This window comes from Spiroplasma melliferum KC3 (assembly GCF_000236085.2).
Taxonomy (GTDB): domain Bacteria; phylum Bacillota_I; class Bacilli_A; order Mycoplasmatales; family Mycoplasmataceae; genus Spiroplasma; species Spiroplasma melliferum.
In genome coordinates this window covers 139,230-165,537 of the sequence record NZ_AGBZ02000001.1, presented here as the reverse complement: position 1 = coordinate 165,537, position 26,308 = coordinate 139,230, and the positions used below count along the sequence as shown (strand labels likewise).

Genomic DNA, 26,308 nt, shown 5'->3' with positions numbered 1-26,308 from the left:
AAGTAAGAGGTTAGTAAAAAATATAGACTATTTTCTTTTTAATTATATGTTATGTAAATTGTAAATGCAAGTGCAACAAATCTATTAATTAAATGATAGCATATTTTATATAAAAATATATAATTAAAATGAATTTTAATTAGAAAGGAATAAAAAATTTATGGATTGTGTAGTATACCACACACATTTTGGAGATTGCAAGAAAACAAGAAAAAATAATAAAATATATAATTTAAAAATGTAAATTGTAAATGCAAGTGCAACAAATCTATTAATTAAATAATAACATAAAATAATAACTAAAAAAATAAAATTACAAATAAAACCAAAATCTTAAATAATAAAAAACTTCTAAATCCACAAGATTTTTTTGTTATTAAATATGATATAATTAAACAAATTAGTGAGGTGATAAATATATGAATTCAACAAAATTTTCTAAATATTTAGAAATTTCACCAATAGAAGCTAATAAAATTGAAATGGCAATTTTATTTTTATTAAATGCTGCATTTGAAAAAAATAAACAAATTTATAAAATGCATATTTTCAAATTTCTTTCATTTTTAGAATGAACAGCAGCTAAAGAATTTTCAAATCACTTTTTTTTATTAGATTTTACAGCATGAGAAAATGGACCAGTTCCTTATAGTTTTATGAAATATATTGACGAAAATAATGGAACTTTTTCTTATTTTACATATAAAAAATTAAACAAAGAAAATGAAAATGATCCATTAAAAACACTATTTAGTTTTAAAAGTACATCGCCTACTTATTTTAAAGATTATTTTAACTGAAAATATTTTTCTGACAAAGAAAAAAAATTATTATATAAAGCAACAGAATGAATATTAAGTTTTAAAACAACTAAAGAATTAAGTAACGATTCGCATAAAAAAATGAAATCATGAGAACTAGCTTGAAATAAAGCTGTTTCAGAAAATAAAAAAAATGAATTTTTTGATTTTAGTTATGAAATAGGAATTTCAAAAACAGATGAAGAATATGATCATATACAAAAAATATATAAAATATCAGGAAAACAAAAAAATGGATTATAATGGTAATTTAGTTTCTGTTTTTATTGATAATTATGACACATCTGTTGATTATATTACAAATGAACCTAAAAAATCTTTATATATACCTTTATTTTTTGATGGTTATTATTACCACCTTATAAGATTAACTACACAAATTCCTAACAAAGATGAAAAAAATTACATTGAAATCCCATCAAAACCAGAAACTGAATTAAATAAAAAATGTTATGCTAGATTAGATAGAAAAGAAAATGAAATTATTAAATTAAAAAAAGATAGAATTTCACAATATAAAATAATAATTTGTTCAAAAATAAATACAGTTTATAGAAAACAAATATTAATTAAATGTTTAACTTCTCCTCATATGCAACCTATTTATTATGAATATTTAAATAAAGAAATTAAAAAAATTTTAATTTAAATATATTCTAAGTTTTTTTGAATAATATTTACAAACAAACTTTTAGCTGAATTCCAATTTAAACACTGTCTTGGACGTTCATTAATTATATTAACTATTTCATCGTAATATTGCTGAGAATAAGCATCTAAATCAACACCTTTAGGAAATCAATGCCTTAAATCCCGGTTAATTCGTTCTACCAATGGTTTTTGAGTTGGTGTTCCTGGATCACAAAAATACACGTTTGATTTAATTATTTTTTCTATTTCTTTTCATTCACTAAATTCTTTGCCATTATCCGTAATAATCCCTTTAACTAACTTTTTTAAAATATCTGTTTTAAATATATTTTTAACTGTTTTTAAAACTTCACCTGCTGTTTTTGATCTAAGTTTTTTACAAATTGAAAATTTAGTTAATTGTTCAGTTAATACCAAACAAGCTGATTTAAAATCTTTACCAACAATCGTGTCCATTTCAAATCAACCAAATTCATTCTTATCATGCTTAGATTCTAAAAATGTTTTAAAATTATTTAATTGACCACGCTTATCTATGTTATTTTTAGTTTTATATTTTTTACCTTTAAAATATAATTTCGTTTTACACAAACTAAAAATACCATTATAAATATATTTATATAACGTTTTAAAGCAAATAGGAAATTTAATTTTATATATTTTTTTATACTCATAACAAATCTGTTGAGGCGATCAATGTTTATAATTATATTTTTCATTTAAAAAATTCAAAGCGTTAAATGAAAATATAATATGTTTAATGCACTTTTTACGTTTTTTAAGATACTTTTTATGTTCTTCAATAGCATTATAATATTTCACACTACAAAACCGACTAATTTCCCGTGAAATAGTACTTCGATGTTTATTCATTACTTTTGCTATTTTAGCTAAATTTGGTTTACCATTTTTCTTTTGAAACAATTTTGATACTAATAACTGACTTAATATAACACGTTCATCAACACTGAAATGCTTATAATTCATTATTAAATACCTTTCTAAATTTTTTTGTTATAATTATTACATATTTTAATAAAGGAAGGAATAAGTTGAAAATTAAAAAATTACTAAGTATTTTAGGAGTAATTGGATTAACAACAACAAGTGCAGCAAGTTTAATTAGCTGTGAAAACCCAAATAATAAAAATGTAGGGAATAATAAACCTGATGAACCTTGAATTCCACAACAACCACCAGAAAATAGTAAATGAAAATTAGTTGATGTTAATTCTAAAGAAAAGTTAAAAAATGAATTATCAAATCTTAGTGATAAATGATATACAGTAATTTGAAAACCAAAAAATACTTATTTTATTGCAAAATTTAATTCAAAATGAGATGTTTTAACCCCAGGTGGTAATATATCTTTTCAAAATTATTATATTAATTTTGAATATATTAAATCTCTTTATCGTTTTGATAATAATACTAATGAACCTGAATTACCTGAAATTGATAATAAAACAGGTAAAATTATTGATTGAAAAGCATAAAAGGACTAACAAGTCCTTTTTATATTAATCGAACAAATTTCATAAATATAATTAATAGGAATATATTTGTTATTGTGTTATATAATGCTGGACTAAATTTTCATACCTCAAATGTTTGACTAAAAAAACTATATATTGTTTGAAAAATTTTTCCAACTCCACTTGCTAATTCATTAACTTGTTTCACACCAGGAATATTATTAACAATTCAAATTGCTGCATTACGAATATGACATGCTAAATTATATCAACTACAACTTTCATATTGTGCTTGTCACCATTGACCATCGGGGAATAATCCACCATTATTTATTTCTTGTCAATTATAAATACCAAAATTAAAATCATAATATCGATACATATCATTTTCTTTTTGGGCTTGTAATTCAAATACATTATAACCGATTTTTTGTTCTTCAATTTTTTTATATTTTAAACCATATTTATCTTTTAATGCACCTTCAAAAACATAGCCTTCATTTTGATTAATATTATAATCATTTGCAACTGAAAAATCATAGTTAAATACATTACCATAATTTGTATTATAAAAACGATTTTTAAATGCTGAATACAATTTAATATCTAACTGTTTATAATTATCAGAAAAATAAAAGTAACGTGGATAAATTTTAAAACCATTATTAGCTAATAAACCATATTTTTTATTATATCCCTGCACATAAGTATTATTTTCTAAATCAAAAATTGTTCGTAAATAATCTTTATAAAAATTTTGAGAAACCGTAAACATACTATTTAGTAATTTGTCAAATTGACTTTTATTAGTATTATTTTCATCAATTAAAACATCTTTAAAATTAATTAATTTTAAACCAAAAAAGTTAATTAAAACAGTATTATATTGTAAATTATCAATATAACCACTTTCAATAAAATTACTACGATTTTGAAATACAGGCACCAAAGCGTGTGCAAAAAATGCTTTTAAAAATCTATTAATATCAATTTGACCTTTCATCTGTTCAAAAACCTCTTTACCAGTATTAGGAGTATTACCCTGGTAATAATTATAAGTTTCAGCATTAAAATTAAATATATTTTCTTTTTCTTTTATAAAAGAAAACAAAAAACCTAAATCATCAGTATACCTATAATTATTATAATCACTACCATTTCAATATTGCTTAAGATGTGTGAGTTCTAAACTACCAGCAATAATATTTTTATTTTCATCAATCGTTAAAATCATTCTGTAAATTGATTTTTTAGTTAAAATAGTACTAATATTAGACCTATCTAAATTATTAATAATTTCAAAATCAAAAATTATTCTTTGACTTCCCAAATTTGGATCATTATAGTCTGGGTTACCCCCTTGTTGTATTCGAATATTTTCTTGAACAATAGCATTAATATATTTTAATAAAAAAGAACGAGTATTTTGATATTCATTATTAGTTCAAAAAATAGGATTACCGCTATTATCAATTTCAGGTAATTCAGGTTCATTAGTATTATTATCAAAACGATAAAGAGATTTAATATATTCAAAATTAATATAATAATTTTGAAAAGATATATTACCACCTGGGGTTAAAACATCTCATTTTGAATTAAATTTTGCAATAAAATAAGTATTTTTTGGTTTTCAAATTACTGTATATCATTTATCACTAAGATTTGATAATTCATTTTTTAACTTTTCTTTAGAATTAACATCAACTAATTTTCAATTTTGAAACTTTAAATTAACTAATTGTAAATTATCAACACTTTTTTCTAATTTATTAATAACTTCCACAGTATTAAAATATTTTGCAAAAGAATAAGAAAAATTAGTTAATTCTTTTAAAAATTGCTTTTTATCAACATCATAAAACTTATCAATGTTATATTGTTTAGCATAAGTATCTCAATTTTTATATAAATCCATGAACTCATCACTAGGCTTATCAAATGAAATTCCGGTAGAATAACTATCTTTTAAAAAATCTAAATATCATTTATCATTGTAAGTTAATAACTGCGATGTTTTTAATGTTGGGTTAATAAAATAATTTGTTTCCGACCAGTTCTCAAAAAAACTACTTCGTAAAAACATTGTATTAATAAAATCTGTTTCATTAATACCTGTCGCTTGTTGCTTCACATTATAGCTTTGTTGATTTAAAGGTTTAAACGCGGTTAAAGTAATAAAAGGAATTACTAAACTTAAAATGCCTAAAATACCAACTGCAAATAAAGAAAATGACTTACGCATTATTCTTTACCTACTTTAGTTATATTTTTATTAATTTTTTTCTTAATTCATAATATTAAGTCAATAATTCCCGCAGCTGTTAAAATTCAAAAAATTATATATCCAATACACATAATTGAAGAAACTAAACCAAATTTATTTAAAAACAATTGAAATTCTTTAATATCAATATAAAGAAAAGGTACAAACATTCCCAAACTAAATATTAAAAAATATAATAATATTTTTCATCATTTGTCTTTTAAAAATTTTAAAATTTTATTTTTCATAAATACAACTCCTAACTATACAATGTTTTTGAAACAAATAAAGGCAAGAATATATAAACTTGAAATCGTAAGCATTAACGGGTGAGAAAATAAAATTGCCATTTTGCCAAACAGCGAAAGTAACCAGGTATCTGAATTGTATAAATCCATAATAATATTTTTTGCTGATGTTAATTGATTTATAATAACTGTTATAAAACCTGTACCAAAAATAGCGATTGCTGCAACTAATAAAACTAATCTAATCATTATTTATGTATCCTTCTATATGCTTGTTCTCTCGTTTTTGCTTGTTTAGCTAAACTTGATAATTGTTGTTTATTACGATTAATTTTAAATTGTTTACGTTCTTTAACATGTTTTTGTATACCTTGTTTGGTATCTGAAACTCCACGAGCTGTTGCAGAATATAATTTTGATGTACTATTTTGAACAGTTGAACCTAATTCATTATATTGTGTTGATGTACCATGAATAGCATAAATTGATAATTTAATAACCATAAAAAAGATTATAAAATATGCAATCGTTGTATTTGTCATTGGCAATTTAGTATTTCAAATCACATCAAAAATAAACAAAAATACATCAAAAATAAAACTAAAAATTTTGTCTCAATTACTATTATTCTCAGCAAATAAATTAATCATCTTTACCACTTCCTTTTTCTTTTTTAGGTTTTAAATTTTTCTTTAAAATATCAATGTATAATAATTCTAAACGTTCTTTTATTGTTAAATCTTTAAGTTGTGTTCAATAGTACTCTTTAGTAACAGGCACATCATCATTTTTTAGTTCACGAACAAATGATAATCATTTACTTTCATACTTTTGGGCGATTTCTAATGGGATAATTATTTTAAAAAACCGAATTCCTAATCCAACATCAGATCTATGTTTTGCACGTTTACCTTCGGCTGTACGTTTGACAGACTCGGTTTTTCAAATTTCATAATCAGTAATATCTTGAAAAATACCAATTCGCATAATAAAGAATCTATTAAAAAAATTAAATCCTTTTTTAACAATTGGTTTTTTTAATGAAATAGGAATAATAATTCCACTAGCTAATTGACGAATATTGTTTCAAAGCATTCCTTCACGCTGAGCCGTAAACAAAGCACGATGCCCAAAATGTCTTGCCAAGACTATTCAAGGAATTTTACCACGATGAGTTACTTTTTCGTCATGCGGACTAGTTCCGTCAATATATAAAAAACTTTCATCAAACAAAATTAAACTGTCATCTGGAGGAACTGGTTTTGTTCGATCAGTAAAGTCTAAATTTTTAAATGTTAAAACTTTAACTTTATCATCTTCTAATGGATAATTACTATAAATCTTATCTGTTAATAATTTTATTGTTTCTGACAAATAAGTTAAAAGTAATGTTTTCCCTGTTCCTAATTTACCAATAATAACTGACAAAGGGTTATCTCAAACAAAATTTACTAAACGAAAAGCATTTAACTGATAAAAAATATTTTTTCATAATCACCAAAGAAAATAAACACATTGCAAAGCAAATAATAATCAAAAAACTAAGCCGGTATAATTTAACGAAATAATTCAAAATAATAAATCAACTAAACTAAACAAAAGCATTGAACCGCTAATATAACAATAATTTTTTAGAAAAAATATAAACTTTTTCATTATTTAAAACAACTAACTATTTTGAAAACCATCCACAATAAAAACCAAGTTAAAAATAAAATAACAATTCAAATGCCAATCATAAGAGTTAAATATTCATTTTGAGTTAAATTCCAAGTTGTAATACTTTCAACGTTAGATTTATCAATAAATAAAAATACATGAATAAAAAACTCTTTTAATTTTTCTCAATCTTTTGCCATAATTTAAAAGCTTCACATTTTTTGAATGATTTTAAAAAACATACCAAAAAATAAGACTATAAATAATACAAACGATATAACATATAAAACTTCGGGAGCATTTGAACCAAAAATATAACTAACAAATTGAACTCAATAATCATATAAACTCATTTAATTTAAATCTTTCAAATCATTAATTAATTCTTGTTCTTTTTCAGTGCTTCAATTTGTTAAATTATTATTGTTATTTGTTTTTACTTTTTGAGGTTCACCAGGGAATAATGCTTTTTTCATTTGTATAAAATAATTTTGTTTATATTGATTATACAAATTGATTAATTCTGTTCCGGTTAAATATTTTCATACATGACGTTTTAAATTTTTATTATATTTCACAATAGGATAAGAATTATCATAAATTAAACCAATAGCTACTTGATCAGAATGTTTTTCACTAAAATAAATAAATTTATTATTCAATCAAAAACCAATATGTTTATTGTGATTAGGCAAATTTATAAATGAAGCTTTATCAGTCTGAAAAACTATAAATTCTCTTCGAATAAAATAATTTTTTACGTTAATATTCTTCTTATAAAAACTCATAAAAACACCTTACTTTCACATATATAACTCATTTTTACTAGTATCAATACCAGCAAACCATTTACTTTCAATTATTCTACGAAAAGATTGAAAACCGTTATAACCAATAAATCATTCTATATCAATAACTTTTATAGTATTATATTTACACAATGGCGGATTAGGACCACTTTTATAACTTGGTTTCTGATACATTATTCAAATCAACTCGCTTTCGGTTACACTGCATAGAACAAACATTTAACTTAAAATACAAACTACCAACAAATTTTTTATTCAAAATAGAATGACAAATTTGACATTTACGTTTAATAAAAAATATTCAAATTCCTAACATAATTAATCACACTCCTTAAAAAGTTTAAGTTGTTCAGAAATATTTGGTTTAAAATTCATAATTAATAATTCTTGGCCTAATTCAATTAATTTATTTTTATGTTTCATATCATAAATTTTTTCTCATTCAATTTGAAAAAAATTACTAAACAAATTTTTAATATATTCACAATTATTTAAACTTAAAATAAATTTTCCTTTTATATTTTTCAAACAATATAATAATTCTTCATAATCAAATTTATAATGTTTATACATGGCAGAAATATTTGCAATATAATAAGGCGGATCTAAATAAAAAACAGTATTCTTATCATCATAAATTTTAATAATTTCAAAATAATTTTTATTTTCTAAAATTGCATTATATTTATTTAGTAAATATTCACATAATTTAACACGTTCTAAACAATCATAATATTTTAATTCATAACGTGTAATTGAAAAAGTAGTATTTTCACGACCACTTCAACCTAAACGATTTTGAAACAAAGTTTCTCAACCTTTTTTACCAAATTTAGGTAGTAAATTATAAATATTTTTAGCTTCTTCAACAGAATTAAATTTAGGATATTTATTAACAATATTATTCGTTTTTACATCATTTCAAAAAGTCATTAAATCAGAATTAATATCATTTAATATTACTTCATCTACTTTGTCATTAAACATTAAACGTAAACCAATCGCAGCTGAACCAGCAAATAATTCTACATATCTTTTTATTTTATTGGGAAAAAAAGAAGATATAAATTTATCGGCTTTAGTTTTTCCGCCCACTCATGATAAAGGGCTTAAAAATTGCATAAACTATTGCGTAATATTACTTTCTAACTGTTCTGCAACATGCTGATAAAAACTCATTTCTTTTCGAATAATATTTATTGATTCATGATGAATTTCATATTCATTCAACTGAACTAAAGTAGCTTGCATTGTCTTAATCTTCATTTTAATTACATCTAATAAATCTTGCATAATTATTCCTCCGGTTGCCACATCATTAATTGACAAAGTGATTCTCATCCTACTGAACTAGGTGTTCATATTCCATTACGATGATTGCAATTAGCACATCGATCTAAAATTTGTTTCTTTTGATAATCCTTTGTAATAATTCGTGTATGATGTAAACATTTGGAATTAATTTCAATTTCTTTTACATTTCCACCTGGTGTCATACATTTTTCAATATCATTTATTTTATCCATGTTTAATCCTCTAAACTTTCTATTTTTTCTTTGAATTCAGATTTTATAACATAAGCACCTTCTGTTCCAATAATTAATGATTTCCCTTGAATATATACAAAATCACTTTTCTTTAATTGATTTTGTTTTAATTTTTCAATTAATTCATCTCTTAATACAATTTCACTTGATATAGTATTTTCTAAAAAAGTTATATGATTATCTTTTTCATCAAGTTTATTTTCATAAAAACTTTTTACTTTTTCTAAAATTTGTTCACGATCACTTTCAGAAAATATTTCATCCACTTCATGATGATTTAATCGTTCTTGATATTCTTTTAACATTTCATAAGTTGCTTTTAAAACATCAGGTGCCATATTATTAGGCCACTTTGCAAAATCTTGACCACAAAATGAAATTACTTGTTCGATACTATCTATAATTTTTTTCATATAAATACTCCTTAACATTTACTGTAATAACCAATGTTGTATTAATGTAACTTAGTATTGTTAAATAAACAATGTTAATAAACAATGTAATAAAAAACAAAAATACAAATTGGCACACTGAAAAATACTACTTAGTTTTAACTAATAGCTATTAAAATATAAAATTATATGTTTATAATTAAGTTGATATTTTTACACTATATACTGCCTACAAGTTTTTAAAAGAAAATAGGTGTATTTATAAAAAATATTATAAAAATTTTTGGTTCAAAACTGTTATTATTATGACCTTTAATAGAAATATTCTTATTTCTATTAAATCCTACTAAAAAAATATTTTTCATAATAGACTCAATATTATGAACAATAAACAATATAAATGTAACTACTATTGGCGATATAGTCATATTTATTTCCACAACAGGATTTTTCATCTTGTTAACATTATCAATAATAACCAAAATAATTAAATTTATTTAAAAATAAATTTGTAGACAGTGTATAGTGCAAAAATAAACAACAAAATTATTTATTCAATTCACATAAAAGCTAGTGTGCCATAGCTAAGATATATGATCGATTATAATAAATATTAAAATCCTTTAACCATAACACGGAAAAAGTTTAATATTTTAATAATTACTCAAATTCCAAACGGAATCAAAATAATTCACGCATCACCTAAAAAGGTCATTAATTGTGGTAACACAGCATAAACAGCGTCTTTAACTTTCATCATCGCATTACCCAATCCAGTTCAAATAGAATCCATTCCACCTGAAATAGTAGGAGTATCTGCAGCTAGAAAATTAATAGCTGTTGTTAAATACATACCTAACATTATTCTTTATCCTCCTTATTTTTAATTTGTTTTTTATCTTTTTTCTTTCCTTGAATTTGACGAATTTTTTGATAAATTGATAAACCAATTCAAGCAAGAATTCCTAAAATAATAACAATACTAAATATTCATGTTAACCATACTGGCATAACTTAATTCCTCCTAGAAATTTAGCTCGCGCGACACGCTTCGCGTGTTCGCTACGCTCAAAATAAACAATATTGAATAAATTACCGCTAATAAATTACGCGGATAATTTATTCATCTTCTTTTACATTATTAGTTACTATCTTATTAACAGTATTAATAACATTATCTTTTCCATACTTAGTTACTAAGGACCGCAAAATAAAATAATGTTTTCTTTCCATTAAAAAATCAACTCCTTTCTGAGTTGATTTGTTGCACTTCATATTACAGTTTACATTAAAAAATAAAATTTTAATTTTAATTTTAAAACTTTTCACGGTATAATTATTCAGAACATGTTATTAATAATTAAGATGATAATTATAATTGCTTTAATTATTGGTTCACAATAGGGTTTTTAATTAAATATAGCGAGGGATATAATCAAAATAAAAAGCAAATATATGTGGGTGATTAAAATGAGAACAGATTTCAAAAAGTATTTTCAAGTATTTTTTAATATATATTTTATTTTGTTTATTTTATATTTCGGAATCTCGTTATTTTTACCTTATTTTGTTTCACATTATACAAATTGGGCATTTGTTAGTATCTCATTAAATTTAACTTATATTGTTTTAATAACGGGAGCTTTTTTATTTTTCTTAGCTGTTTTAATCCAAATTTTAAGTGATTTTAAGCATTATAAACGGATCATCTTGCAATGAGATAGTATTTGAAAAGTTAATGTTATTGTAATTTTATTATGATTAGCAAATATTTTTTGATTATCATATACTATTTATTGAAATATTGCGATAACAGGGTTACTTAGTCGTTTTACACAATTTTATTTTCAACTTTATCAAGCAATTTTAATTTCGTTTTATTTCTTTTATGGATTATTTATTATTACCTTTTTTGTTGCTTTAGTTACATTGCGGATTTATTTAATTTATTGGTATAAGATTAATGATTTAATTTATTTTAATCCGTTTCTTAATTTAACGTTATTTTTAAATATTTTAGAACCGTATCTTTTTATGCGGTATCGAATTAATATTTTAGTTATTTTTTTATTAAAAAAACTAATTATTATTTCATTTATTATTGCAAATATTATTAAAACATATCGGTTAATACTTTTCAAAAAGGAAACGACACCACCACAAGCAAAAAATTTATTATTGTTAAAATTTTAATAAAGTGATCTTTTTAAAATTAATTAATATTAACTATGTAATAAAAATTATTGAAAAAAATAAAGGAGAAGAAAATAATGAAAAAATTAATGATGATTTTAGCATCAATATCAGTATCAACCCCAATTATTGGTACGGCAGTTGCATGTCGTAGTCCTCAAACTGGGGGTGAAATTGATACGACAGGAGTACCAACTGTTGGTAGTATTAAGGCAAATTTAAAAAAAGCAGGTTATGATGTTGATAACTTAGATGTTGATTTAGCACCAGGGATGAAAACAGCAACTATTCGTTTTATGCCAGATGCTCCAAATCGCCCATTTTTAACAAAAAAAGTTGATTTAAAATGAACAACAAATGATATTAATAAAATGATTACTGTTACTTCATTGCCATATGATAATGGTTCTGGGAAAAAATTAACCGTAGATGAAGTATTAACTGTTATTAATAGTTTAAATGGAACAAATTTTACTTTTTCAGATGTTGAAGTAAACTTTGATCAAGAAATTAGTCAATGAGTAATTGCACCAAAACCAGGTGGTAATTTTACTGGTTCACCAGTTGAAATTATTAATGAACCAATTACATTTTCGCAGGCATTTCCATTGGAAAATATTGGTGATATTTATATTGATGCTGCAGTCTGAGCAGATTATAAGAAAAATCCTGAAGGTACAACTATGAATATGACAGCAGCCATTATGGAGTTTGTTGGAGATCGTAATCGGTTTGCAAGTTTATATAAAGATGCAATGTTAAAAGCGATGATGGGAGCATTAGACGGTGGCATTGACTTATCAATTAATCAAGAAAATGGGGAAGGTACTTTAAAAATTACAACTAAGGTTGAGCATGTTATTAATCGTTCAACACTAACTGCCAACTTTAAAGTTAATACAACAACACCACGGAAGTTTTTAACGCAAGATAATATTAAACCAACGAAAAATCTAATCCCGGTTAAATTAAATGAAACTTATACAAAAGAAACTGAAAACAAACTTCGTTATGATCTTGTTGCCAAGTTGTTAGGAAAAGAATTTGCTGATCAGTATAATGAAATTTGATATAATGAACTTTGAGTAACTTTTAATGAAGATGGCAAAGGAGCAATTGTTGAAGCTAAACCAGGGTCAAAAATTCTAGCTGCTTCTGATATGTTAGCTTCTATAATGACAAAAATCCCAGCTTATAAATTAGATGTTACATTTGAATAAAAGAAAATAAACTCATAAGATTAATGAGTTTATTTTTTTGTTTGAACAGGCTATAATTAAAATTATTGCGGAATAAAATAGAACATTAAAATATTTAGGGGGAATACAATGACAACAATTTCATATGTTTTACTAGGAATTATCTTAGTTATTTTAGTTAGTTTTCTAATAATTTATTTAGTAAAAACACATAAAAAACCACTTGTAAATAATGATTCAGCATTATTACAGAAAGACATTCAAGCATCAAAAGAATTATTAGAGAAACAAGGATTAGGATTGCAAAATCAACTTTCTGAACAAAAAAGGGAATTATTAACTTTAATTAGTGAATTTCAAACAAATTCAGTTAAAAATGATACTGAATTTAATCGAAACTTAGCGATTTTAAACGAAGGATTAAATAATTTTAAAAATAACTTGTCAAAGCAAGATACGGATTTAAAAAATAATTTAAGCCATCAAGGTGAAATTATTTCAAAGTCTTTTACTGATGTTTTATCAAATTTAAAAGTTTTAAAAGAATCAACGACAACATTAAAAGAAGTTGAAACAAAAGTTAAGACTTTAAATGATATCTTCTTAAATAATAAGAAACGTGGTAATTTAGGTGAATATTTATTAGAAAAAGTTTTAAGTGATATGTATGGAGAAGGACATCAAGGATGAGAGCGCCAATATAAATTGCCAACAGGAACTGTTGTTGATGCATTAGTTAAAACTGGGGGAGCAAAAGAAAATATTGCTATTGATGCAAAATTTCCATTATCAAACTATAACAAATACTTAGAAGTAAGTGATACAACAATTAAAAATAAATATTTAAATCTTTTTAAACAAGATTTAAAAGACCGAATTAATGAAGTTGCTAAATATATTAATCTTGAAAATGAAATTTCAAGTGCAATTATGTTTGTTCCTTCCGAAGATTTATTTGCATTTATTTATGGCCAATTTCCAGACGATATTATTACTTTTGCATTTAAAAAACGTGTATGAGTTACTTCACCAACAACATTATCAGCAATTTTATTTGTTTTAGAAAAACATATGCGGGAAGTTGCTTTTAACCAAAATATTGAGGCTATTAAAACTAATTTATTAAAAATAAAAGGCGAATTTGAGCGTTGGGTTGAACGTTGACAAGAGTTTACGAAAAATTTTGTAAAATTTAATACTAGTATTGAACAATTAAATACCACACATAATAAGATTCATATTCAATATCAAAAAATTTTAAATGAACAACAATTAGAACAACCAGTAGATTAAAACAAATAACTATGAAAGAAAAATATCTTAGAAATAAGATATTTTTAATAAATTTTGAATTAACCATTGAAAGCACTTTAGGTTTGTTTTTCTTGTTATTGATTTTAATTAAAGTTATAATTATACAAAGGCCAACAAAAGGAAAGGAAGTATAAAAATGAAAGCACTGACAACAAAATTAAAACTTTTCAATGGTGTTGAAATCCCATTAATTGGTTTAGGAACGTATAAAATGACTGATGAGCATGAAGTTTATCAAGCTATTATTACAGCATTACAAAATGGTTATCGTCATATTGATACCGCTCAAATCTATGGAAATGAAGAATTAATTAGCAAGGCAATCAAAGATAGTGGTGTTCCACGAAAAGAAATCTTTTTAACAAGTAAAATTTGAAATGCTAATCATAAGTATGATGCGGCATTACAAGAAATCGATAACATACTAAAACGGTTAGATACTGATTATTTAGATTTATGTTTAGTTCATTGACCAACTGCCGATCGAAATGAATGTTTCCGTGCGTTAGAAACAGCTTATGGAGCAAAAAAAATTCGAGCAATTGGGGTTAGCAACTTTGAAGTTTCTCATTTACAAGAGTTAATGGCAATTAGTGAAATAAAACCAATGGTTAATCAAGTTGAACTTCATCCTGGTTTAAATAACACCGATGTTGTTAAGTTTTGTCAAGAAAACAACATTATTATTGAATCATGAGCAACTTTAATGCAAGGACAATGTATGACAAATTCAACTGTTCTTAAAATTGCAGAAAAACACCAGAAAAATCCTGCCCAAATCTGTTTAAAATGAGCAATTCAACAAAATATTGTTGTTATTCCAAAATCAACACATAAGGAACGTATTATTGCTAATACTGAGCTAGATGATTTTATGTTAGATGATGAAGATATGACAGCATTATTTGCTTTACCACAGGTAAGACTAGGAGCTGATCCAAATAATTTTAATTTTTAATTGCTATTTTTTGTTATAATTTAAAAGAAAGTTTATCAAAAGGAATGATTCGATGAAAAAAATACTTAGTCTTCTTGGAACTATAATAATGTTTATAACTCCAAGTCTCTTAACTATTAGTTGTACTTATCCAAAACAATATTATATTCCATCACAAGATTCAACATTGCAACCAGCAGTTAGTAAGTTTTTAGCAAATTTTATGTTGCAACCCATTAATGACGAAGGCGAGTATTTGGTAAAACATCAAGATGATGATACAATTTTTACAACTTTTACAAAAGAAAGAGAAGCTCATACTTTATGACCAATTATTAATTATAATTTTAATAATCCTTCAAATGTTCCAGCATTTGAGTTACCAACGGCTAATGTTTTATTTAAAACATATATTGCAGCTATGCCAACATATTTACCAACACCTGACCAGTTATATCGTGATTTTATTTTGTTTTCGTTAATTCATGATACAACCGAGTATACTTATACTACGGGGCAAACAACAATGGAAGAATATACTTTAGATGGTAACCATTTTTTAACAACAATTTATTATTTAACAATTAATTTAAATTCAAATGTTTTTTGAAGTTATGAACTTAACAAAGACTTGCAAGAATACTTAATTAATTATATTCAGAATCATCCAACTTTTACTTTTAAACAAAATATGACAACAGAAGAAATTATTAAATTATGGTTAACAAATGTTTATAGTGATTCAAATAATTTTAAAATTAGTAATATTAAAACAATTGAAAATATTGATAAGTTATATTCTTATTTAAAAAATAAAATTGCTTTTCATTTTGATCAGTTAGATACTAGTAAAGTTAATCAAAGTGGAAAATTTAATTTTAAAGTCACTGACCAAAATGGGAATTATATTTGAGAATTAAATGAATTAAAATATCAAATTCAGAATTAAATATGACAAAAAATAGACACATAAGTTTTATACTTTATGTGTCTATTTTTATTTAAATGCTACTTCTTTTGATAATTTAATCCAACAACATTTTTAACTTTTGTTATTTTTTTATTAGCAATTACTCGTGCTTTTGTTGCTCCCAAATTAATTAATTCATCAATTGTTTGGTCCTGCATTAATTTGTGGTATTTTTTTTGAATTGGTTCTAAAGTTTCAATAATTGCATTGGCAACTTGTTCTTTTAATTGCCCATAATCTTGTTGAACAAATTCCTTAACAGCTGCTTCAATTGTTATTTTTTTTAAAACAGCATAGATTGTTAAAAGATTACTCACCCCTGGTTTTTGGTCAGGATTATAAGCAATTTTTCCTTCTGAATCAGTTACTGCACTACGGATTTTTTTTCGAATTAATTCAGGTGAATCTAATAAACTGATAAAGGACTTGGGGTCGTTTGAAGACTTACTCATTTTTTTGGTTGGATTTTGTAAATCCATAATTTTGCCACCAATTGGTGGAATGAAGTCGGTTGGAATTTTAAATAAATTTTGTTGATAACGATTATTCATTCGTTCGGCAATATTTCGTGTTAATTCAATGTGTTGTTTTTGGTCCTTTCCAACTGGAACTAAATCAGCATCATATAATAAAATATCTGCGGCCATTAAAGTCGGATAAGTTAATAATCCAGTTGGAATAAATTCGGTTCCATTTTCTGCTTTCATTTTGCTTGATTTGTCTTTAAATTGTGTCATTCGTGATAATTCCCCGACAGTTGTGTTACACAATAAAATATGTGCCAATAAGGTAACTTCTAAGACATCTGATTGAACAAAAATAATTGCTTTTTGTGGGTCTAAACCACATGCATAATATAATGCAATCATATTTTTAATGTTATTTCGTAATTCTTCTTTACTAATTGGAATTGTAATTGCATGTAAGTTTGCCACAAAAATAATTAAATTATTATCTTCTTGTAATTCAATAAAATTTTTTATCGCTCCAATATAATTCCCTAATGTTAATTGCCCTGTGGCAGTAATGCCTGAAACAATTGTTGGTTTTTTTTGTTCCATATGTTTTCCTTTCTTGTTCAAATTTGATAATGTATTTAGTAATATCATAGCAAATATTTTAGTTTTTCCAAAAGAAAAACAATAAAAGTAGTATTTTTTCATGGATTTTCAACCGATTTTGTTTACTATTTTTTGAACAAATAATATAATAACATTATATACTTAGAAGGAGAGTACAAAATTATGTCGAGAATTGAGAAAATTAATGCTCGTGAAGTAATTGATTCACGAGGAAATCCAACTGTTCAAGTTGAAGTTTGAACAGAATTTGGCGGATATGGTTCAGCAATGGTACCATCAGGAGCTTCAACTGGAAGTCGTGAAGCATTAGAATTAAGAGATGGTGATAAAGGACGTTACCAAGGGAAAGGTGTTTTAAAAGCAGTTGGGAATGTTAATACAAAAATTGCAGAACAACTTGTTGGAATGGAAGTAACAAACCAAGTTGAAATTGATCATGCCATGATTGCGTTAGATGGAACTGATTTTAAAAAGAATTTAGGTGCTAATGCAATGTTAGGAGTGTCAATGGCTGTTGCCAAAGCAGCAGCTTCTGAATTAGAAATGCCATTATATAAATATTTGGGTGGTGTTAATGGGAAAAAACTGCCAGTTCCAATGTTAAATATTATTAATGGAGGAGAGCATGCTGATAGTGCAATTGATTTCCAAGAATTTATGATTATGCCAGTTGGGGCTGAAACTTTTAAAGAAGCTTTAAGATGGTCATCAGAAATTTTCCATACTTTAAAGAAAATCTTACACGATAAAGGTGATATTACAGCTGTTGGTGATGAAGGTGGTTTTGCTCCGCATTTTAATTGAGCATATAAAGATCAAACTTTAACTTCATTTCAAGCAAAAACACCAGCCGAAGTTGCATTAGATTTAATTGTTGAAGCAATTGAAGCAGCAGGATATAAACCAGGCAAAGATGGTGTTATGATTGCAATGGATTGTGCTTCATCAGAATTATATTTTGATGATAAAAAATATCACTTTAAGAAAATTGAAAAAGTTACAGGTAAAGAATATGCAATGACAACAGAAGAATTAATTAAATATTTAGACAAGTTAGTTGATAAATACCCAATTATTTCAATTGAAGATGGTTTAGCAGAAGGTGATTGAGCTGGTTTTGAATTGCAAGTAAAAACAATGGGGCATAAAATTCAAATTGTTGGTGATGACTTATTTGTTACAAATCCAAAAATTACAGCAGAAGGAATTGCTCGTAATGCCGCAAATTCTGTTTTAATTAAATTAAACCAAATTGGAACAGTAACTGAAACAATTGATACAATTCAATTAGCACAAAAAGCAGGTTGAACGGCAGTTGTTTCACATCGTTCAGGAGAAACCGAAGATTCAACAATTGCTGATTTAGCAGTCGCTTTAAATACTGGTCAAATTAAAACAGGAAGTATGTCACGAAGTGATAGAATTGCAAAATATAATCGTTTATTAGCAATTGAAGATGAACTGGGAAAAGTAGCTGAATATGATGGAATTAAAACATTTTATAATTTAAAAAAACATGTTGCGGATTTAAAAAAATAACCTTACAAGGTTATTTTTTTATTATAAATGTAAACTGTAAATGCAAGTGCAACAAATCTATTAATTTAATAATAACATAAAATAAAAATTTGCTACAATTATTTTTAGAATTAACTATGAAAATGAATGAAAGGAAATTATAAAATGAAAAAAATTTTAAGTTTAATTGGAATAGTAACAATTGCAGGTAGTGCAATACCAACTGTTAGTGCCGCTAGTATATATCATAAACAAGAACTTATTAATAATGATAAAAATATTTTACAGAACAATGGTTTTAAAAATATAGAAGAAATTTTTGAAATTTTTGAAAAAAATCAAGTAAAGATTTCGGAATTTAAAGCAGCAGTATTAAATTTAGATAAGGATAAAAAAGAAAAGTTTGAAGCTAAATTTGTTAATTTTATTAATAAATTTGTTAATATTTATCACTTAAATACTTTAAATAGTTTATTTGATCGAATAAATGTTGTTGATGGTGAAACAGATAATTATTTTATTTATGAAAATTTATTTTCACAAAGTATATTTAATTTAATTAAAAGTATAATTAGAACACTTGATTTTAATGGTGCTTCTGGATCTAATTATAAACATTTTGTTTGGACAGGAAATGATATTTTATATTATAATTCAATGTGTTTTTTAAAAGATGTAATTTATCTTGATGATAAAATTATAGAACAAATAAAACCAATGAATATGTTTTCAAGTAATGATAATATACATATGATTGTCCATGAATTTGGACATGCACTTGAATTTTATATTTCGTTTAAAAATGAACAACGAAATTTAATTAAAAATGGTATTAGTTGAAGCACTTTATTTTTAAATGAAGATAAAATGTATTATGATATTTGACCAAGTGATTATTTAATTACATATTTAGCAAAAGAAAAGAACAAAAAAGATGAATCTTGAGAAAATAAAAAAGAACTTGCTTATTCTTTTCTAAAATCGCAATATGCCCAATTTAATGGTGAAATAGAAGAACCAAATTTATTGAGTGAATTAATAAATAATACATTTGATGTTTTATTTAAAACTCCTTATTATCGTGATAAAGGAAATGATAATTGTGAATTTTTTGCCGAAGCTTTTGCTTATTGAATTTTAGCGACACAAGAAGAAAAACAAACAGATAATTGAAAAATATTAAATAGATTTTTTACAAATGAAATAATAAATAAATATCAAATAAATTAGTTAAAAATTAATTAGGAATTATAGACTATATAATTCTTTTTATTTGTAAATTGTAAATGCAAGTGCAACTTGATTTGCTCAAAGGTACTAGGGTACTTTTTTTTTAAGTATAATTATGAGTATCACACAAAAGGAAGGTGACAATTAGATGAAACGGTTATTAACACTTTTTAGTGTTTTTGTTTTAGGTTTCGGTAGTAGTTTAGGTGTTGTTAGTTGTACAGCGCGAGCAAAACATGAGCTTGATGATAACGATGAGTTAGATCGCAATCAAGATCTTGAAATTTTAAATCAAATAAAAAAGGAAACAAAGGAAACTTTATTACCATGATGGCAAACAAAGGCAATGATTGATATTATTAAGGATTATCCAGAGCAAATATCATCATTTGAAGAACTAGTCGCAGAGGTAAAAGCAAAAAATGATGGCTTCTTAACTTTAACGAGCACAGCAATTAGTGAATATGGTTTTTTAAATCAGTTGCTTGTTGGTTTTAAAGCAGAGTTTAATAATTTGAATCAACATTTACGAGATCGATATTCAAATTATTACGTTGATACAATGCCATTATTCTTAGGAGAAAATGACATTTCATTTGATTTATATAATATCAATTTTGATAAGATAGCAAAACTATTAGCAGATACTCCCCAAGCAGTATTAGGAATTACAGTCCAGGTTAATATTCCTTATGAAGTGCGTTTTAAAGGAATATCATCGCAGGATAACATTCAAGTTTCAATAACTACAACAAATGATTCTGAAGTTCTAAATAATATTCAGGATAAAGTTGAAAATTATTTTGTTAATTTTCTTGATACTATTTTTAAAGTCAAAAACTATCGAATTATATCTGAGCAATCTAGTATAAACAAGGATATTGTTTGATCAATAATTAGCAAAGAATTAAAGGACAGGAATATTTTGTTTCAGCATCATATTAGTTTCACTTTACCAAGGATAAGAGATAATGCTTCTGCCTTGCACAAATATTCATATTTTTATAAGCATAATTCTGTTTTAACGTGGGCCGGTGAGGGTTATGACCCACAGCAATTAACGTGACAAAATTTTCTTTCATTTTATAAAGAGAAAATGATTGATTTTGAAAATATTCAAATTGAAGATGGTTATTATGTTTTAAACGAAATAGGATGGTTTATTCCAAAAAATTTTATGATTGAAAATTTACTATTTAAAAATAATTTCTCTTACATAAACTTGAAAGAAAAAAGTTATTTCACGATATTAAAAACGCAATTTGATCAACAATTGGAAGAATTTGTGAAAGTAACAATGGATTTTTGACATTATTATCAATTAGAAAAATATAATAGTAAACTTGTTTTTAAGATAGACCAAGATATATTTAATTCAATACTGTCAAATTATTATAGTAAATCAAGCAAATATTTCCATTATGGTCCAATGTTCGAAAATTATATTTTTAATCGTTATCAAAGGTCATTACAAAATCCAACACCTTGATACAATTATATATCATCCAATAGTTCGAAGTACAGCATTAATTGAATTAAAAATCAAAAATCTTTAATGATGGAAATAAAATATTATGACAGCATATATAACAATGTTTTGAAATTTGGTTATTATGGTTTAGGGTATAGTTTCTGATTTTTCCCCAAGGATAATGAGAAAAACAGTGGTTATGACAGTGATGGCAAATGATTTTTATTAAAAAAAATAGAATTTAAACTTATTTAAGTTTTTAGGAAAAATTTAATTAAATATGTAAATTGTAAATAATTAATCTTTTGGTTAGGAAAAAGATGATATAATCGCTTTACAAAAAAATGAAAGGAATGGTCTATGAATAAACTAAAATTTGAGAAGACATTATTTTTGTTTTTTTTCAAAAAAGAATTTACGATTATTTACTCACTATTTAAAAATAGGTATGGATATGAACTTAATAGAAAGACTTGGCCAAAAATATTACCTAAAAAAATTGAGTCAGTTATACATAGTTTAGTTTATTATAAGTGATATGAAAATATAAAAAACATAGATTTAATTGGTATGGCTACTGATGTTTTAACACGATTATCACAAACACAATTTTTATTGAAAAGGGGTAATAAAAATGAAACTGGAGAATAATAATTTAAAAAAACAAATTAATAGTAAAATTAAAATTATGGATATTAATTTAAATAATGAAAAGAAAAATTTGGAAATTAATTATGATAAAGTTGTTGTATTCATAAATGAAGTTAAAAACAACCCTATTTTTAAAGAATTATTTACCTTAGACTTGTAAATGTTCTATAAAATTTTATATCATATGTGTTTAATTTAAGATTAAAAATATTTTAACTTACTTACAATAAATAAATGTATTAATTTATTCAATATCTTTTAATCAGTTTAAAGTACGCTTAACAGCAACTTTTCACCCTTTTAATAATTTTGTAACAATTTCTTGTTTTAATTTAGCATGATATTTTTTTCCAACTACTAATATTTTTTTAATTTCTGTTGGTGATGTTCAGAATCCAACAGCTAATCCGGCTAGAAAAGCAGCTCCCATAGCTGTTGTTTCAATATTTTGAGGTCGAATTACTTCTACTTGTGAAATATCAGCTTGGAATTGCATTAAATATTCATTCCGACTAGCGCCACCATCAACTTTAATTCGTTTAATTGGTTGTTGTAAATCTTCAGCCATTGCAGTAATAACATCATATGATTGGTAAGCTAGTGATTCTAATGTTGCTTTAACTAAATGTTCGCGCTTTGTTCCTCGTTCTAATCCAAAAATTGCTCCCCGTGAATAAGAATCTCAGTAAGGTGATCCTAACCCGGTAAAGGAAGGAACCACATAAACTTGCTGGTCATCTTGAACAAGATTAGTATATCAATCTGTTTCACTAGCATGATAAACAATTTTAATTTGATCACGAAGTCATTGAATAGCAGCGCCAGCAACAAAGACTGACCCTTCTAAGGCATAAGTAATTTTGTTTTGATAATCTAGCGCAATGGTTGTTAATAAACCATTTTTTGATGTAACTGGTTTTTCACCAGTATTCATTAAAATAAAACATCCCGTTCCATAAGTGTTTTTAACTTCCCCTGGTTCTAAACATAATTGACCAAATAAAGCAGCTTGTTGGTCACCAATAGCACTTGCAATTGGAATTTGGATATCAGTTTCTTTACTTAATAAACCGGGGAAAGTATAACCATAAATTTCTGATGATGATTTTACCATTGGTAAAATATTTTTTGGAATATCTAGTAAAGTTAATAGTTCATCATCTCATTGTTTAGTATGAATATTGAATAGCATTGTCCGACTAGCATTAGTTGAGTCAGTGATATGAATTTTACCTCCTGTTAGACGATAAATTAGTCAAGTATCAATTGTCCCAAATAAAAGATTATTTTCTTTTGCTAATTGGCGTGCACCTTCAACATTGTCTAAAATTCATTTGATTTTTGTTGCTGAAAAATATGGGTTAATTACTAAACCAGTTTTTGCTTGAATAAGATCACTTTTTCCTTCCGCAATTAATTCATCACAATAAGCGGCTGTTCTACGATCTTGTCAGACAATAGCATTATAAATTGGTAATCCTGAGCGTTTATCTCACATAACTACTGTTTCACGTTGATTGGTAATACCAATTCCGGCAATTTCACTTGGTTTTATTTTTGCTTTATTTAACGATTGAACAAGAGTTGTTCGTTGCGAGTTTCAAATTTCAACAGCATCATGTTCAACTCAACCAGCTCTAGGAAAAATTTGGCTAAATTCTAAGGCATCACTAGAAATGATTTCACCTTGTTGATTAATAACAAGAGTACGACAGCTTGTGGTTCCTTCATCAAGACTGATAATATATTTTGACATTATAGTTTGCTCCTTTTTTAAATTGTTGGAATAATTTCTAATTGAATTGGATCAAAATCCGGGTTTTTTACTAATTGACAACCAGCATCAGATAGTAAATGACAAATATATTTAGCAATGGCTGGAGCACTGCTTAAACCAGGTGATTTTGTTCCAGCAACATTAATAAATTTTGGATTATCATGTGCTGGTTTTAAATAAAAATCTTTTGAAAGTGGTTCAATTGGACGCGATCCAGCAAAGGTTTGACAAGTTTTTTCCATTTTAAGGTTAGGAATAATTTTAACTCCAATTTGTCCAATTTTTTCATACATTGCTGTTGTTACTAAGCGTGTTTCTGCTTTTGGAACATTATCTTCTGCTGTTGGTCCGACTAGCAGATGGCCATCTAACATTGGTGCGACAATGACACCTTTTCCGTGAATAGTTGGAACCATAAAGATAATATTATTAACTAAATTTCCTTCACTTTTTTCCAAAACACGGTATTCTCCTCGCTTTGTTACTAATTCATAATCAGGATAACCTGCTTGGGCTGCTAAAATATCACAATAGTGACCAGCAGCATTAATTAAGTATTTTGCAAAATAAGTTATTGTTTGATTATGATGTAAACTTGTAATTTCAAAGTGACTTTGTTCTGGATGATATTTAATATTTGTAACAAGATGGTCCAACACTAATTCTTGATGATTTTTAATACTATTTGAAAAAAAACTTTTTGTTAAAATAACTGGATCAACAACCCAAGATGAAGTACATAGTAAAGCACTAAGAACCTGATTACTAATATTTGGTTCTAATGTTTTAACTTCTGCTTGGTCGATTAAGCGTAAATCTTTTGGATTAACATGATTCGTTATTCCTCGTTCATATAGCATTTGTAAGTGTTCTTGTTCCTCCGCAGTAAAAGCAATTACTAATGAATTAACTTGTTGGTGGGGAATATTTAATTCCTTAAAAATAGTTTGATAAAGTTTGTGTCCTTCAATATTTAATTTTGCTGTTAATTTTCCCGGAGTTGGATCAAATCCACCGTGAATAACTCCAGAATTTCCAGCTGATGTTTCCATTGCTACCTTTTTATTTTTTTCAATGGTAATGGTTTTTAATTGATAACGACTTAATTCGCGACTAATCGCAGCTCCAATGACACCACCACCAATGATACAAACATCATAAGTTGGTTTATTTCCCATAATAAGAGGTATCCTTTCCATTGAATAATACTAAAATAATAAAAAGATTCCGCTAGTTACAACTCCTGCTGTGATTGGAGCGATAACTGGAATTCAACTATAACTTCAATCTGATGTCCCTTTGTTTTTAAGCGGTAATACAAAATGAACAATTCTTGGAATTAAATCACGCACTGGATTAATTGCATAGCCGGTTGTTCCCCCTAATGATAAACCAATTCCAAAGACTGTTAGACCAACAAAAAATGGTGCAAATGGTCCTAAGTTGCCACTACTATATTTTCCAATTGCTAATATTGCGGCAATTAAGACAAAAGTTCCAATAAATTCTGCAAAAAAGTTAAAAAATGGGTTACGATGAGTTGGCCCTGTCGCATGCATTGCAAGAATAAAGTCAGGATTATCAGTTACTGTATCTTTAATGTGTTTTCAATAAAATACATCAACAATAATTTGACCAATAACTGCTCCAACAATTTGCCCTAGTAATAAGGCAGGCAATAAAAATCAACCATTGTCAACAAAAAAAGTTCGTTGAACAACCATGGCGATAGTAACAGCTGGGTTTAAATGAGCAACGCCATGCAAAGCACTACTAATCATTGCTCCAATTAAAACAGCAAATCCTCAACCAGCCGTAATTGCAAAAAACCCTTGGCCATTTCCTTTAGTCTTTTTTAACAAAATATTGGCAACAACACCATTACCTAAAATTATTAATATCATTGTACCAAATAATTCTAGACCAAAGTGTTGAAAAAATAATTGGGTATTTGTCATAATGAACCTCCTTTCTATTGTTTTTCTTTAACAAGTTTCTATTATTTTTGTAATTAATGATAAATTTCTCCTTTCTGTAGTAATTTAATAAAAAGTTTAACTAAAAATTTGCTAAATATTTTTAGCAAACTACTGGAAAG

General features: G+C 25.7%; 32 protein-coding genes. 13 read left to right on the top strand and 19 right to left on the bottom strand.

All coding sequences use genetic code 4. From position 1 onward, the window contains the following. Nucleotides 1–419: 419 nt before the first annotated feature. Both SPM_RS00810 and SPM_RS00805 read left to right on the top strand, forming a co-directional pair. Nucleotides 420–1,064, top strand: coding sequence for a type II toxin-antitoxin system antitoxin SocA domain-containing protein (locus tag SPM_RS00810; protein ID WP_004027724.1), 645 nt, complete (start codon nucleotides 420–422; stop codon nucleotides 1,062–1,064). Further along, nucleotides 1,054–1,470, top strand: coding sequence for a hypothetical protein (locus SPM_RS00805; protein ID WP_004027723.1), 417 nt, complete (start codon nucleotides 1,054–1,056; stop codon nucleotides 1,468–1,470). The genes SPM_RS00810 and SPM_RS00805 overlap by 11 nt, the downstream gene beginning before the upstream one ends. Here the strand turns inward: SPM_RS00805 and SPM_RS00800 are convergent. Then, nucleotides 1,467–2,459 carry an IS30 family transposase gene (locus tag SPM_RS00800; protein ID WP_004027722.1) on the bottom strand — a complete coding sequence of 331 codons (993 nt, stop codon included), beginning with the start codon at nucleotides 2,457–2,459 and terminating at the stop codon, nucleotides 1,467–1,469. The genes SPM_RS00805 and SPM_RS00800 overlap by 4 nt on opposite strands. A gap of 65 nt (nucleotides 2,460–2,524) precedes the next feature. Between SPM_RS00800 and SPM_RS06590 the strand changes: the two genes are divergently transcribed. Further along, nucleotides 2,525–2,968, top strand: coding sequence for a spiroplasma phage ORF1-like family protein (locus SPM_RS06590; RefSeq protein WP_004027721.1), 444 nt, complete (start codon nucleotides 2,525–2,527; stop codon nucleotides 2,966–2,968). A 19-nt stretch (nucleotides 2,969–2,987) separates the two neighbouring features. Here SPM_RS06590 and SPM_RS00790 read toward each other — a convergent pair whose 3' ends face one another. The 14 genes from SPM_RS00790 to SPM_RS06360 all read right to left on the bottom strand — a co-directional run bounded on the left by SPM_RS00790 (nucleotide 2,988) and on the right by SPM_RS06360 (nucleotide 10,879). Further along, complete coding sequence (locus SPM_RS00790) at nucleotides 2,988–5,192, bottom strand: spiroplasma phage ORF1-like family protein (protein ID WP_004027720.1); 2,205 nt, start codon at nucleotides 5,190–5,192, stop codon at nucleotides 2,988–2,990. Beyond that, a complete protein-coding gene (locus SPM_RS00785) occupies nucleotides 5,192–5,461 on the bottom strand; it encodes a hypothetical protein (RefSeq protein WP_004027719.1) in 270 nt (89 codons plus the stop codon). Before SPM_RS00785 ends, SPM_RS00790 begins: the two co-directional genes overlap by 1 nt. Before the next feature lie 15 nt (nucleotides 5,462–5,476). Next, nucleotides 5,477–5,710, bottom strand: coding sequence for a hypothetical protein (locus SPM_RS00780; protein ID WP_004027718.1), 234 nt, complete (start codon nucleotides 5,708–5,710; stop codon nucleotides 5,477–5,479). Beyond that, entirely contained in the window at nucleotides 5,710–6,111 is a 402-nt protein-coding gene (locus tag SPM_RS00775; RefSeq protein WP_004027717.1) for a hypothetical protein, read from the bottom strand. Before SPM_RS00775 ends, SPM_RS00780 begins: the two co-directional genes overlap by 1 nt. Beyond that, nucleotides 6,104–7,117: a hypothetical protein gene (locus tag SPM_RS00770; RefSeq protein WP_004027716.1), complete on the bottom strand. Its 1,014-nt coding sequence runs from the start codon at nucleotides 7,115–7,117 to the stop codon at nucleotides 6,104–6,106. The genes SPM_RS00775 and SPM_RS00770 overlap by 8 nt, the downstream gene beginning before the upstream one ends. Then, nucleotides 7,117–7,320, bottom strand: a complete 204-nt coding sequence (locus SPM_RS00765) for a DUF2649 family protein (protein ID WP_004027715.1) — start codon at nucleotides 7,318–7,320, stop codon at nucleotides 7,117–7,119. Before SPM_RS00765 ends, SPM_RS00770 begins: the two co-directional genes overlap by 1 nt. Nucleotides 7,321–7,473: 153 nt before the next feature. Continuing rightward, nucleotides 7,474–7,908, bottom strand: a complete 435-nt coding sequence (locus SPM_RS00760; RefSeq protein ID WP_004027713.1) for a DUF3627 domain-containing protein — start codon at nucleotides 7,906–7,908, stop codon at nucleotides 7,474–7,476. Between the two features lie 9 nt (nucleotides 7,909–7,917). After that, nucleotides 7,918–8,103 (bottom strand): hypothetical protein, encoded by a 186-nt coding sequence (locus SPM_RS00755; RefSeq protein ID WP_004027712.1) that lies wholly within the window; start codon nucleotides 8,101–8,103, stop codon nucleotides 7,918–7,920. Nucleotides 8,104–8,247: 144 nt separating this feature from the next. Then, a complete protein-coding gene (locus SPM_RS00750; protein ID WP_004027710.1) occupies nucleotides 8,248–9,051 on the bottom strand; it encodes a DNA adenine methylase in 804 nt (267 codons plus the stop codon). Between the two features lie 3 nt (nucleotides 9,052–9,054). Continuing rightward, nucleotides 9,055–9,222 carry a hypothetical protein gene (locus tag SPM_RS06630; RefSeq protein WP_004027709.1) on the bottom strand — a complete coding sequence of 56 codons (168 nt, stop codon included), beginning with the start codon at nucleotides 9,220–9,222 and terminating at the stop codon, nucleotides 9,055–9,057. A 2-nt stretch (nucleotides 9,223–9,224) separates the two neighbouring features. Next, nucleotides 9,225–9,455, bottom strand: a complete 231-nt coding sequence (locus SPM_RS00745; protein ID WP_004027708.1) for a hypothetical protein — start codon at nucleotides 9,453–9,455, stop codon at nucleotides 9,225–9,227. A 2-nt stretch (nucleotides 9,456–9,457) separates the two neighbouring features. After that, nucleotides 9,458–9,889, bottom strand: a complete 432-nt coding sequence (locus SPM_RS00740) for a hypothetical protein (protein WP_004027707.1) — start codon at nucleotides 9,887–9,889, stop codon at nucleotides 9,458–9,460. Between the two features lie 592 nt (nucleotides 9,890–10,481). Further along, nucleotides 10,482–10,730, bottom strand: coding sequence for a hypothetical protein (locus SPM_RS00730; protein WP_004027705.1), 249 nt, complete (start codon nucleotides 10,728–10,730; stop codon nucleotides 10,482–10,484). Continuing rightward, nucleotides 10,730–10,879 (bottom strand): hypothetical protein, encoded by a 150-nt coding sequence (locus SPM_RS06360; RefSeq protein ID WP_004027704.1) that lies wholly within the window; start codon nucleotides 10,877–10,879, stop codon nucleotides 10,730–10,732. The genes SPM_RS00730 and SPM_RS06360 overlap by 1 nt, the downstream gene beginning before the upstream one ends. 459 nt (nucleotides 10,880–11,338) lie before the next feature. On the opposite strand from SPM_RS06360, the gene SPM_RS00725 reads away from it, so the two are divergent. The 5 genes from SPM_RS00725 to SPM_RS00705 all read left to right on the top strand — a co-directional run bounded on the left by SPM_RS00725 (nucleotide 11,339) and on the right by SPM_RS00705 (nucleotide 16,460). Further along, nucleotides 11,339–12,061 (top strand): hypothetical protein, encoded by a 723-nt coding sequence (locus SPM_RS00725; protein WP_004027702.1) that lies wholly within the window; start codon nucleotides 11,339–11,341, stop codon nucleotides 12,059–12,061. Between the two features lie 77 nt (nucleotides 12,062–12,138). Continuing rightward, the gene (locus SPM_RS00720) at nucleotides 12,139–13,281 is read left to right on the top strand and encodes a Vmc-like lipoprotein signal peptide domain-containing protein (RefSeq protein WP_004027701.1); all 1,143 of its coding nucleotides are present in this window, start codon (nucleotides 12,139–12,141) and stop codon (nucleotides 13,279–13,281) included. A gap of 108 nt (nucleotides 13,282–13,389) precedes the next feature. Continuing rightward, on the top strand, nucleotides 13,390–14,553 hold the full coding sequence (gene rmuC, locus SPM_RS00715) for a DNA recombination protein RmuC (RefSeq protein ID WP_004027700.1): 1,164 nt from the start codon (nucleotides 13,390–13,392) through the stop codon (nucleotides 14,551–14,553). Between the two features lie 157 nt (nucleotides 14,554–14,710). Continuing rightward, a complete protein-coding gene (locus SPM_RS00710; protein ID WP_004027699.1) occupies nucleotides 14,711–15,532 on the top strand; it encodes an aldo/keto reductase in 822 nt (273 codons plus the stop codon). Between the two features lie 52 nt (nucleotides 15,533–15,584). Next, entirely contained in the window at nucleotides 15,585–16,460 is an 876-nt protein-coding gene (locus SPM_RS00705) for a hypothetical protein (protein WP_004027698.1), read from the top strand. Nucleotides 16,461–16,519: 59 nt separating this feature from the next. Here the strand turns inward: SPM_RS00705 and trpS are convergent, their stop codons facing one another. Then, a complete protein-coding gene (gene trpS / locus SPM_RS00700; protein ID WP_004027697.1) occupies nucleotides 16,520–17,542 on the bottom strand; it encodes a tryptophan--tRNA ligase in 1,023 nt (340 codons plus the stop codon). A 183-nt stretch (nucleotides 17,543–17,725) separates the two neighbouring features. On the opposite strand from trpS, the gene eno reads away from it, so the two are divergent. The 5 genes from eno (at nucleotide 17,726) to SPM_RS06485 (ending at nucleotide 22,593) form a co-directional block, all read left to right on the top strand. Continuing rightward, complete coding sequence (gene eno, locus SPM_RS00695) at nucleotides 17,726–19,102, top strand: phosphopyruvate hydratase (protein WP_004027696.1); 1,377 nt, start codon at nucleotides 17,726–17,728, stop codon at nucleotides 19,100–19,102. Nucleotides 19,103–19,246: 144 nt separating this feature from the next. Beyond that, nucleotides 19,247–20,311 carry a hypothetical protein gene (locus SPM_RS00690; RefSeq protein WP_004027695.1) on the top strand — a complete coding sequence of 355 codons (1,065 nt, stop codon included), beginning with the start codon at nucleotides 19,247–19,249 and terminating at the stop codon, nucleotides 20,309–20,311. 148 nt (nucleotides 20,312–20,459) lie between these two features. Next, the gene (locus SPM_RS00685; RefSeq protein WP_004027694.1) at nucleotides 20,460–22,037 is read left to right on the top strand and encodes a hypothetical protein; all 1,578 of its coding nucleotides are present in this window, start codon (nucleotides 20,460–20,462) and stop codon (nucleotides 22,035–22,037) included. A 105-nt stretch (nucleotides 22,038–22,142) separates the two neighbouring features. Then, nucleotides 22,143–22,433, top strand: a complete 291-nt coding sequence (locus SPM_RS00680; protein WP_004027693.1) for a hypothetical protein — start codon at nucleotides 22,143–22,145, stop codon at nucleotides 22,431–22,433. Further along, complete coding sequence (locus SPM_RS06485; RefSeq protein ID WP_004027692.1) at nucleotides 22,417–22,593, top strand: hypothetical protein; 177 nt, start codon at nucleotides 22,417–22,419, stop codon at nucleotides 22,591–22,593. The genes SPM_RS00680 and SPM_RS06485 overlap by 17 nt, the downstream gene beginning before the upstream one ends. A gap of 84 nt (nucleotides 22,594–22,677) precedes the next feature. Here SPM_RS06485 and glpK read toward each other — a convergent pair whose 3' ends face one another. From glpK to SPM_RS00665, 3 genes are read right to left on the bottom strand one after another with little or no spacing between them, the layout of a single operon-like run. Continuing rightward, on the bottom strand, nucleotides 22,678–24,189 hold the full coding sequence (gene glpK, locus SPM_RS00675) for a glycerol kinase GlpK (RefSeq protein ID WP_004027691.1): 1,512 nt from the start codon (nucleotides 24,187–24,189) through the stop codon (nucleotides 22,678–22,680). Nucleotides 24,190–24,206: 17 nt separating this feature from the next. Continuing rightward, the gene (gene glpO, locus SPM_RS00670; RefSeq protein WP_004027690.1) at nucleotides 24,207–25,388 is read right to left on the bottom strand and encodes a type 2 glycerol-3-phosphate oxidase; all 1,182 of its coding nucleotides are present in this window, start codon (nucleotides 25,386–25,388) and stop codon (nucleotides 24,207–24,209) included. A gap of 30 nt (nucleotides 25,389–25,418) precedes the next feature. Then, nucleotides 25,419–26,168: an MIP/aquaporin family protein gene (locus SPM_RS00665; RefSeq protein WP_004027689.1), complete on the bottom strand. Its 750-nt coding sequence runs from the start codon at nucleotides 26,166–26,168 to the stop codon at nucleotides 25,419–25,421. Nucleotides 26,169–26,308: the final 140 nt, after the last annotated feature.